The following is an 8,774-nucleotide window of genomic DNA, read 5'->3' as shown; positions in this document are numbered from 1 at the left end:
GCCCGAAGCCAAACCCGGACAGTTGCGCCGAAAGGAAACCGTTCTGCATAACCGACTTCTTCAGCGGCCTGCTAGAGTGACCAAGTCTTGAGATCAGACTTGCCCGGGCACCTGCCATGATATACATTTCGTCCTGTATATCCGTTCTGGGAGGTCACGATGCAGGTCGCGAAATGGGGCAACTCACTTGCGGTCCGCTTGCCCGCGGAGCTTGTCCGCGAGCTTGGCATCAAGGAAGGCGATCAGATCGACCTGGTGAAAGACGACGGCCGGGTGAGAGTGCGTCGCCTGCCTAATGCCGATGAGGTGCTGGCGGGCCTGCGCCGCTTCCGGGGCAAGCTGCCTGCGGCGGAACGCCTGAGCCGTGACGACGCGCATGAGCGCTGAGTTCGTGGACACGAATGTCGTCCTCTACCTGCTCGACGACGGCCCGAAAGCCGATCGTGCCGAGGTCATTTTGGCGCAGGGGCCCAGGATAAGCGTTCAGGTGCTGAACGAGGCGCTGGTGAGCTGTCGCCGCAAGGCTGGCCTCAGTTGGGAAGAGGCGGGGGCATTTTTCGCCGGCGTACGCGCCTTGTGCCGGATCGAAGATCTGACCCTCCAGACCCACGATGTCGGCCGCGCCCTGGCGGAGCGGTACGGCTTCTCAATCTACGACGCGATGATCGTGGCAAGCGCCCTGATCGCGGGCTGCACGACGCTGTGGAGCGAGGACATGCAGAATGGCCTGCTTGTGGAGGGCCAACTCCGCATTTTGAACCCCTTCGCGTGAGGGGTTTGGTTCCCTCGGAGTTCAGTCGAGCAAGCCCAGCCTCTCGGTCCGCGCCCGTGATGGCAGCGACGATGGCGGGCAGGCGGACGTTGGTTTCGCGCCGCCCGGCGCGGGCCAAGACGGTCGCAGGTAGAAAGGCATCGCGGCCGGGCTTGTTGATCGCTTCGCGACACGGCTCTGGTATTGGGCGCCTGGAAACCCCATGTAGAGTGAGGCTTGGCTTGCCCGGGGGCGCCTGTGCGGCGGGTGGCCGAAACACGTCCTGCTGCCATGCTCGCTGCCGTCACCTGAGAACCGTCCCGGTTGGTCCGTGCCCTGTCACGGAAGAAATCGGAAGATCGGAAAATTCAAACCGTTGGCATCCGCCTGCGGATCATCGGGCGGCGAACCGGCATGGCTGTCGTGTGCGCCCCCATCCTCGGACACAAGGAACCATGCCATGGGTTATTCCACCCCTAAGAAACCGCTTAACCTCGTTGAATTTCTAAGCCAGAAGGGCAAGCCCCGGTCGGTGCGCAAGCCTGCATGGAACATGCGGCCGGGCACCGCCAAGCCGCCTTGCGACAAACCGGAAGAGGCCGCTGTGGCGGCAAAATCGGATGCCGTTTGACACGATGGCAGTTGCCGTTGTCTTTGTGACCGCGGGCTTGGGTCAGTTGCTTGCAACGACGGAAGAAATCGCGCGGGCTGCATCGGTCAGCGCGGGAACAAGATCGGCGCGCACGCGGTCTTCGGTCCATTCGGGCATGTAGACCGGCATCGCGATCGCGGCGATGGCGCGGCGGTTCGGCCCCATGACCGGGGCCGCCACCACGATTTCCTGCGGCATGATCTGTTGAACCGAGATCACAAAGCCGTCGCGGCGCGCCTGGTTGACGCGGTCGCGCACTTGGGCGGGGTCGGTCAGGGTGAATGGTGTCATCGATTCGGGCAGGCCGGGGGCCAGCAGGGTTTCCAGCACATCGGGCGGGGAAAACGCCGCGATCACCTGGCCGATCGCGGTGACGGCGGCGGGCTGGCGCACGCCGATCAGCGTGGCGTCATAGGCCAGACTGGAATGGGGGATGCGCGCCTTGTAGACCAATTGATGCCCGTCAAGCACCCCAAGGTTGACGGTGCTGCGCAGCTGTCGGCTCAGCTCGATCAGGCGGGGTAGGGCGCGTTCCAGCAGGCGGTCGTGGATCAGATAGGCATAGGCCAGATCCAGCATCCGAAGGCCCGGCCGATAGCGGCGGTTCTTGTCATCCCGGTCCAGATAACCAAGCGCATGAAGCGTGTAGGTCAGGCGTTGTGCCGCGCTTTTTTCCAAGCCGGCAAGCGTGGCAATCTCGGTCAGGGACAGCGGTGTGTGATGGTCGCGAAACAGCGCCAGAACCCGCATGCCGCGTTCCAGCGTGCTGGCAAGAACGCCTGTCTGGGCGGGGGATGGATCTGCCTTGGACGGTTTGGTTGTCATTGGATTCCCGGGTTGGGCGGCGCCTGCGCACCATGGCGCACCACATGGCAGGGGCGTTAGCGCTTGACAAGCTGTGGAGCTGAGTCGTTAAATATTAATTGTAAGTATCAAATAATGATACATCAACGAAAATATCGTCCACTGCACCTCAGGGAGTTCACGATGACAAAGTCTTTTCTTCGGGCCAGCACCGCCGCTGCGATGGCCCTGGCGATCCTGTCGGGTCCGGGCCTTGCGGGTCCCGATGACAACAGCCTGGTCTGGTCGGCCGACAAGGAAGTGACCGCGGTCGATACCTATTTCGACACCTCGCGCGAAGCGATCGTGCTGGCCCAGCATGTCTATGACGGTCTGGTCTACTGGAACCCCGACACGCAGGAATTCCTGCCCCTGCTGGCCAGTGCCTTCCGCCAGATCGACCCGGTCACGGTGGAATTCGATCTGCGCGACGATGTGACCTTTCATGACGGGTCCAGTTTCGGGCCCGAAGATGTGGTCTATACATTCAACTTCATCGCGGATGAGGCGAATGGCGTTCTGAACTATGGCGATATCCGCTGGCTGAAAAGTGCCGAACAGACCGGCGATCATACCGTGCGCCTGCACATGAATGAACCCTTCCCCGCCGTTCTGTCCTATCTGGCCCTGGTGCTGCCGATCCTGCCCGAGGGGCATTTCGATGCCGCCGAGGCCGGGGCCGATGGCCGCAAGCGCTTTGCTTCGGTGCCGCCCAATGGAACGGGCCCTTATCGCGTGACCGCCTTTGGTGCGGGCGATCGCATCGAAATGGCCCGCAATGAGGCCTATTTTGCCGGTGGCCCGAAAAGCGCGGCCAGCCTTGACGCGATCACCTATCGCACCATCACCGATGGCGCGACGCAGCTGGCCGAACTGATGACCGGCGGGGTCGACTGGATCTGGGGCTTTGACAACGATCAGGCCGCAGCACTGAAACAGGCGCCGCAGCTGGCGGTGGTGAACGCACCCACGATGCGCATCAGCTATCTGACCTTCGATCTGAAGGGGTCCAGCGGCAGCGATGTATTTACCAAGCCCGAGGTGCGCCGCGCCATGGGTCATGCGATTGACCGCGAAAACATCGCCAAGTTCCTGATGGGCGAAAACAGCGATGTGGTGAATGCCGCGTGCCATCCCTCGCAATTCGGCTGCACCGGCGATGTCGCGGTCTATGGCCATGACCCGGAAAAGGCCAAGGCATTGCTGGCCGAGGCGGGCTATCCCGATGGGTTCAGCGTCGAGCTGTATGGCTATCGCGACCGTCAGGTCACCGAGGCGATCATGGGCGATCTGGCCGAAGTCGGGATCAAGACCAACCTCAACTGGATGCAATATGGCGCGCTGGCCGATCTGATCCGCGAAGGCAAGGTGCCGGTGGCGAACATGACCTGGGGGTCGTCATCGATCCCGGATGTCTCGGCGATCACGTCGTATTTCTTTGGCGGCGGACCGGACGATCCGGCCAATGATCCGCAGACGCAGGAAGCAATCCGCGAGGGTGACCTGTCCTCGGACCCGGCGGTGCGGCTGGCGGCCTATGAAAAGGCGCTGCAGCGGATCGCCGATCAGGCCTATTGGATGCCGCTGTTCAGCTACACCAAGAACTACGCCTTTGACGCCCGGCTGGAATTCACGCCTTCGGCCGATGAAATGCCGCGTTTCTACGCTTCGGGCTGGAAGTAACGCCCGCGGGTGCCCCCGCGCCGTTTGATCGGCGCGGGGATCTGCCGTCGCTGTCCCGCCTGACGAAAGGTCCGTCATGCTGCGTTTCACGCTTCGACGTCTGGCAATTGCCGCCCTTGTGGCGTTTGTCGTCTCTGCAATCAGCTTCGGGCTGATGTTTTTGGCGGGCGACCCGGCCACCGCGATCGCCGGTGAGGGGGCGACACAGGCCGATATTGACGTGATCCGCCGCAGCATGGGTTTTGACCGCCCGATCCCGGTTCAATACCTGGGCTGGATGGGCAACGCCCTGCAGGGCAATTTCGGCGATAGTTTCTATTTCAGCCGGCCAGTGGTGGATCTGTTGGCCGAGCGTTTCCCCGCGACGCTGAAACTGGGCGGGCTTGCGATCGTGGTCGCGCTGGTGCTGTCGATCCCGCTGGGGATGCTGGCGGCGGCCCGGCAGAATCGCTGGCCCGACCGGCTGGCGCTGACGCTGGGCACGGTGGGGCAGGCAACGCCCAGTTTCTGGCTGGGTCTGATGCTGATCTGGCTGTTTGCGGTCAAGCTGCGCTGGTTGCCGGTTTCGGGATCGCAAAGCTGGGCGCATTTCATCATGCCGGCGCTGGTGCTGGGCTATTACGCGGCGCCTTCGATGCTGCGTCTGTGCCGGGCGGGCATGATTGAGGCGCTGGCATCCGATTATGTGCGCACCGCCCGCGCCAAGGGGCTGTTGCCGCGACAGGTGCTGTTCGGCCATGCGATCCGCAACGCGATCCTGCCCGTGATCAGTGTCGCGGCGGTCGAATTCGGGTTCATCCTGGGCGGATCGGTCGTTGTCGAAAGCGTCTTTGGCATTCGCGGTATCGGTCTGCTGGCCTGGGAAAGCATCGGGCGCAATGATTTCCCGACGATCCAGGCCATCATCCTGATCTATGCGATGCTTTATGTCTGGCTGACGTTTTTGGCCGATGTGATCAACGCCTGGCTTGACCCCCGTATCCGCGTGAGCTGATCCATGACCCAGACTGTCCCCCTGTCCCAGCCCTCGCCGCGTCAGCTGATGCTGAGGCGGGCGCGTGGTCACCGTGGTCTGCTGATCGGCGGCGCGATCGTTCTGGCGGTGCTGATCGCGGCGCTGCTTGCGCCCTGGCTTGCCCCATATGATCCTTTTGCCCAAGATCTGAGCCGCCGGCTGATCCCGCCGGTCTGGGCGGACAAGGGTAGCTGGGACCATGTGTTTGGCACCGATGCGTTGGGGCGGGATTACCTGTCGCGGCTGATCCATGGCGCGCGGATCTCGCTGCTGATCGGGGTCTGTGCGGCCATCGGGTCAGGGCTGATCGGCACGACGCTGGGCCTTATCGCGGGCTATTACGGCGGGCGGGTGGACAGTTTCGTCACCTTCTTCGTCTCGGTCCGGCTGGCGCTTCCGGTGGTGCTGGTGGCGTTGGCGGTGGTGTCGATCTTTGGCGGCAGCCTGTGGATCGTGGTGGCGGTGCTCAGCCTTCTGCTGTGGGACCGCTTCGCGGTGGTGGTGCGTTCGGCCACGATGCAGCTGCGCGGACAGGAATTCGTGACTGCCGCGCGGGCGATGGGGGCATCGACCCCGCGGATCCTTTTGGCCGAATTGTTGCCCAACCTGATCGGCCCGCTGGTCGTTGTCGCCTCGCTTGAGGTGGCCCATGCGATCTTGCTGGAATCGGCCCTGTCCTTCCTGGGCCTCGGCGTGCAGCCGCCCACGCCCAGCTGGGGGCTGATGGTGTCCGAGGGCAAGGGGATGGTGTTCTTTGATGCCCGACTGATCGCCCTACCGGGGGCGGCGATCGCGGTTCTGGTGCTGGGCATCAACCTGATCGGCGACGGGCTGCGCGATGTCCTTGCACCGGAGGGCCGGGGATGACCATCGTTTCCATCCGCAACCTGCGCGTCACCATCCCCACGCCCACCGGCCCGTTCCAGGCCGTACGCGGCGTCGATCTGGCCGTGGCCCCGGGCGAGACGCTGGGCATCGTCGGCGAATCCGGCAGCGGCAAATCGGTCACCTCTTTGGCGCTGATGCGGCTGCTGGCCCCGCGCATCGACGTTGCCGCGGATGAGATGCGGCTGGGTCAAACCGACCTTCTGGGGCTGAATGAACGCGCGATGGCCGATCTGCGCGGCGCGCGCATGGCGATGATCTTTCAGGAACCGATGACCGCGCTGAACCCGGTGCTGACCATCGGCCGCCAGCTGACCGAAACCTGGCTACGCCATCGCAAAGGATCGCAGCGCGAGGCCCGCGACCGTGCCATCGACCTGCTGAACCGGGTCGGCATCCCCCGTGCGGCCGAACGGATGGAGGTCTATCCGCATCAGCTTTCGGGGGGGGTTGCGTCAGCGGGTGATGATTGCCATGGCGCTGCTCTGCGACCCGGACCTGCTGATCGCGGATGAACCGACAACGGCGCTGGATGTGACGGTGCAGGCGCAGATCCTGGACCTTCTGGCGGGCTTGCAGCAGGAAAGGGGGCTGGCGATGATCTTCATCAGCCATGACATCGGCGTGGTCGCCCGCATCGCGCAGCGGGTGCAGGTCATGTATGCCGGGCGCACCGTTGATGCGGGGCCGGTTGGCGATCTGCTGACCCGGCCCGAACATCCCTATACCCGTGCGCTTTTATCGGCGGTGCCGCGCCGGGGCATGCGCTGGGGCCGCGACCGGCTGGGCGCGGTGGAATGGTCCGATGACGAGGCGCTGCCATGACCGCCCCCCTGATGCAGATCGACCGGGTCAGCCGCGTCTTTCCCCTTGGTGGCGGGCTGTTTCGCCCGCCCCGTACCCTGACCGCGCTGGACGGCGTCAGCCTGGATCTGCGCCGGGGCGAGGTGCTGGCGCTGGTGGGCGAATCCGGCAGCGGCAAAAGCACGCTGTCGCGGATCTTGCTGGGCCTTGATACGCCCACCTCGGGCGAGGTGCGCCTGGATGGCCAGCCGGTGCCATTGATCCCGCGCCGCGATTTCGCGCGCCGCGTGCAGCCCATCTTTCAGGACCCCTATTCCTCGCTTAACCCGCGCAAGACCGTGCGCCAGTTGATCGAGATGCCGCTGGTGATTGGCGGCGGGGTCAGCGCGGCCGAACGGCTGGCCCGCGTGCGCGCGTTGCTGGACATTCTGCGCATGCCCGCGCGGATGCTGGATGCCTATCCCAGCCAGATGTCGGGCGGCCAGCGCCAGCGCGTGGCGATTGCCCGCGCGTTGATCTCGCGCCCCGAGATCGTGATCTGCGACGAGCCGACCTCGGCGCTGGATGTCTCGGTGCAGGCACAGGTGCTGAACCTGCTGATGGAATTGCGGGCCGAATTCGACCTGACCTATCTGTTCATCAGTCACGATCTGGCGGTGGTGGAATATATCGCCGATCGCGTGGCGGTGATGCAGGCGGGACAGATCGTGGAACTGGCCCCCGTCGATCAGCTGTTTTCCGCACCACAATCCGATTACACCCGCCGCCTTCTGGCATCGGCCCTGACCGTGCCGGCGGCATATCAGCCCGAGGAAACCCGATGACCGCCGCCCCCCTTCGCATCGACAGCGCCGAATTGCGCATCGTGCGCCTGCCGCTTCTGTCGCCCTTCAGCACCTCGACCGGGACGATGCATGACAAGGTCTTTCCGCTGCTGACGCTGCGCGCGGGCGGGCTGGAAGGCTATGCCGAGGGCGTGATGGACCCGCTGCCCGATTACCTGGATGATACCATCGCGGGCGGGATGGATCTGCTGCGCACCGCGCTGTTGCCGCAGATCATCGGGCAAGGCTTTGAAAACCCCGAGGCGATCTGTCGGCCGCTGCGGTCCTGGCGCGGGCATTGGATGACCAAGGCGCTGGTCGAGATGGCCTTCTGGGATCTGTGGGCCAAGTCGCTGGACCTGCCGTTGAAGACCGTTCTGGGGGGGACGGGCGATGCGGTGCCGGTGGGCATCTCGCTGGGCATCGAGGAGATCGCAACCACCGTTGAAAAGGCCCGCCGCCACCATGCCCAGGGATATCGGCGCATCAAGCTCAAGATCATGCCGGGCCATGATCTGGACCTTGTGGCCGCCGTGCGCGCCGCCCTGCCCAAAGCGCGGCTGAGCGTGGATGCCAACACCGCCTATACGCTGGCGGATCTGCGCATCCTGCGGGCGCTGGAACGGTTCGATCTGGACTACATCGAACAGCCGCTGGCGCATGACGATCTGCACGATCATGCGGTGCTGCAACGTCATCTGGAAACGCCGGTCTGTTTGGACGAAAGCATCCGGTCGGTCGCGGATGCGCGCAAGGCGCTAGTCAGTGATGCGACCCGGGTGATCAACATCAAGGTCGGCCGCGTTGGCGGCCATCTGGAGGCGCGCCGCATCCACGATCTGGCTGCCGCCTGGGATGTGCCGGTCTGGTGCGGCGGCATGCTGGAGGCCGGGATCGGCCGGGCACATAACATCCATCTTGCGACCTTGCCCAATTTCCGCAAACCGGGCGATACCTCCAGCGCCAGCCGATATTTCGCGCGCGATATCGTCTGCGAAAAGCTGGAAACGGAAAACGGGCTGATGCCGGTGCCGCCGGGGGCGGGGATTGGGGTCACGCTGGACCGCGACTGGCTGGAAGAGGTAACCGAACACACCGAAACGTTCTGATCGGGGCGGTTTTCCCAACGGCTTCGGCGGCGGAGAGGATCGGGCGGCCATTCATGCAGGGTTTGGCAGAAACGCAGGCCTTCGGCCCGGAGCACCGGCCGGACAGGGTTGGTGCACGCGCCGGATGGAGGCCTTAGCAGGCCGCTGAAGAAGTCGGTTATGCAGAACGGTTTCCTTTCGGCGCAACTGTCCGGGTTTGGCTTCGGGC

At 64.3% G+C, this 8,774-nt stretch carries 11 protein-coding genes; 10 read left to right on the top strand and 1 reads right to left on the bottom strand.

The genetic code is table 11. The features are described from left to right. Positions 1-159 precede the first annotated feature (159 nt). The 3 genes from MXB90_RS17190 to MXB90_RS17175 all read left to right on the top strand — a co-directional run bounded on the left by MXB90_RS17190 (position 160) and on the right by MXB90_RS17175 (position 1,382). Positions 160-387 carry an AbrB/MazE/SpoVT family DNA-binding domain-containing protein gene (locus MXB90_RS17190; RefSeq protein WP_250046644.1) on the top strand — a complete coding sequence of 76 codons (228 nt, stop codon included), beginning with the start codon at positions 160-162 and terminating at the stop codon, positions 385-387. Beyond that, positions 377-772, top strand: a complete 396-nt coding sequence (locus MXB90_RS17185; protein WP_250046643.1) for a PIN domain-containing protein — start codon at positions 377-379, stop codon at positions 770-772. The genes MXB90_RS17190 and MXB90_RS17185 overlap by 11 nt, the downstream gene beginning before the upstream one ends. A gap of 439 nt (positions 773-1,211) precedes the next feature. Continuing rightward, positions 1,212-1,382 (top strand): hypothetical protein, encoded by a 171-nt coding sequence (locus tag MXB90_RS17175; RefSeq protein WP_250046642.1) that lies wholly within the window; start codon positions 1,212-1,214, stop codon positions 1,380-1,382. Positions 1,383-1,424: 42 nt separating this feature from the next. Here MXB90_RS17175 and MXB90_RS17170 read toward each other — a convergent pair whose 3' ends face one another. Next, the gene (locus MXB90_RS17170) at positions 1,425-2,228 is read right to left on the bottom strand and encodes an IclR family transcriptional regulator (RefSeq protein WP_250046641.1); all 804 of its coding nucleotides are present in this window, start codon (positions 2,226-2,228) and stop codon (positions 1,425-1,427) included. A gap of 162 nt (positions 2,229-2,390) precedes the next feature. Between MXB90_RS17170 and MXB90_RS17165 the strand changes: the two genes are divergently transcribed. From MXB90_RS17165 to menC, 7 genes are all read left to right on the top strand, one after another. After that, entirely contained in the window at positions 2,391-3,929 is a 1,539-nt protein-coding gene (locus MXB90_RS17165; protein ID WP_250046640.1) for an ABC transporter substrate-binding protein, read from the top strand. A gap of 76 nt (positions 3,930-4,005) precedes the next feature. After that, positions 4,006-4,923, top strand: a complete 918-nt coding sequence (locus MXB90_RS17160) for an ABC transporter permease (RefSeq protein WP_250046639.1) — start codon at positions 4,006-4,008, stop codon at positions 4,921-4,923. Between the two features lie 3 nt (positions 4,924-4,926). Then, on the top strand, positions 4,927-5,811 hold the full coding sequence (locus MXB90_RS17155; protein WP_250046638.1) for an ABC transporter permease: 885 nt from the start codon (positions 4,927-4,929) through the stop codon (positions 5,809-5,811). Then, positions 5,808-6,344 (top strand): ATP-binding cassette domain-containing protein, encoded by a 537-nt coding sequence (locus MXB90_RS17150; protein ID WP_250046637.1) that lies wholly within the window; start codon positions 5,808-5,810, stop codon positions 6,342-6,344. The genes MXB90_RS17155 and MXB90_RS17150 overlap by 4 nt, the downstream gene beginning before the upstream one ends. After that, positions 6,304-6,654 carry an ABC transporter ATP-binding protein gene (locus tag MXB90_RS17145; RefSeq protein ID WP_250046636.1) on the top strand — a complete coding sequence of 117 codons (351 nt, stop codon included), beginning with the start codon at positions 6,304-6,306 and terminating at the stop codon, positions 6,652-6,654. Before MXB90_RS17150 ends, MXB90_RS17145 begins: the two co-directional genes overlap by 41 nt. After that, positions 6,651-7,457: an ATP-binding cassette domain-containing protein gene (locus MXB90_RS17140; RefSeq protein WP_250046635.1), complete on the top strand. Its 807-nt coding sequence runs from the start codon at positions 6,651-6,653 to the stop codon at positions 7,455-7,457. The genes MXB90_RS17145 and MXB90_RS17140 overlap by 4 nt, the downstream gene beginning before the upstream one ends. Beyond that, on the top strand, positions 7,454-8,566 hold the full coding sequence (menC, locus tag MXB90_RS17135; RefSeq protein WP_250046634.1) for an o-succinylbenzoate synthase: 1,113 nt from the start codon (positions 7,454-7,456) through the stop codon (positions 8,564-8,566). The genes MXB90_RS17140 and menC overlap by 4 nt, the downstream gene beginning before the upstream one ends. Positions 8,567-8,774: the final 208 nt, after the last annotated feature.

The organism is Phaeovulum molybdatiresistens, assembly GCF_023544865.1.
Lineage (GTDB): Bacteria > Pseudomonadota > Alphaproteobacteria > Rhodobacterales > Rhodobacteraceae > Pontitalea.
The sequence above is the reverse complement of the archived record's forward strand: the minus strand, read 5'-3'. Positions and strand labels throughout refer to the sequence as shown.

Bases quoted from the DNA above. Each gene is read 5' to 3' on its own strand.
- MXB90_RS17190 (WP_250046644.1), top strand. From the start codon at position 160: ATGCAGGTCGCGAAATGGGGCAACTCACTTGCGGTCCGCTTGCCCGCG.
- MXB90_RS17185 (WP_250046643.1), top strand. From the start codon at position 377: ATGAGCGCTGAGTTCGTGGACACGAATGTCGTCCTCTACCTGCTCGAC.
- MXB90_RS17175 (WP_250046642.1), top strand. From the start codon at position 1,212: ATGGGTTATTCCACCCCTAAGAAACCGCTTAACCTCGTTGAATTTCTA.
- MXB90_RS17170 (WP_250046641.1), bottom strand. From the start codon at position 2,228: ATGACAACCAAACCGTCCAAGGCAGATCCATCCCCCGCCCAGACAGGC.
- MXB90_RS17165 (WP_250046640.1), top strand. From the start codon at position 2,391: ATGACAAAGTCTTTTCTTCGGGCCAGCACCGCCGCTGCGATGGCCCTG.
- MXB90_RS17160 (WP_250046639.1), top strand. From the start codon at position 4,006: ATGCTGCGTTTCACGCTTCGACGTCTGGCAATTGCCGCCCTTGTGGCG.
- MXB90_RS17155 (WP_250046638.1), top strand. From the start codon at position 4,927: ATGACCCAGACTGTCCCCCTGTCCCAGCCCTCGCCGCGTCAGCTGATG.
- MXB90_RS17150 (WP_250046637.1), top strand. From the start codon at position 5,808: ATGACCATCGTTTCCATCCGCAACCTGCGCGTCACCATCCCCACGCCC.
- MXB90_RS17145 (WP_250046636.1), top strand. From the start codon at position 6,304: ATGGCGCTGCTCTGCGACCCGGACCTGCTGATCGCGGATGAACCGACA.
- MXB90_RS17140 (WP_250046635.1), top strand. From the start codon at position 6,651: ATGACCGCCCCCCTGATGCAGATCGACCGGGTCAGCCGCGTCTTTCCC.
- menC (WP_250046634.1), top strand. From the start codon at position 7,454: ATGACCGCCGCCCCCCTTCGCATCGACAGCGCCGAATTGCGCATCGTG.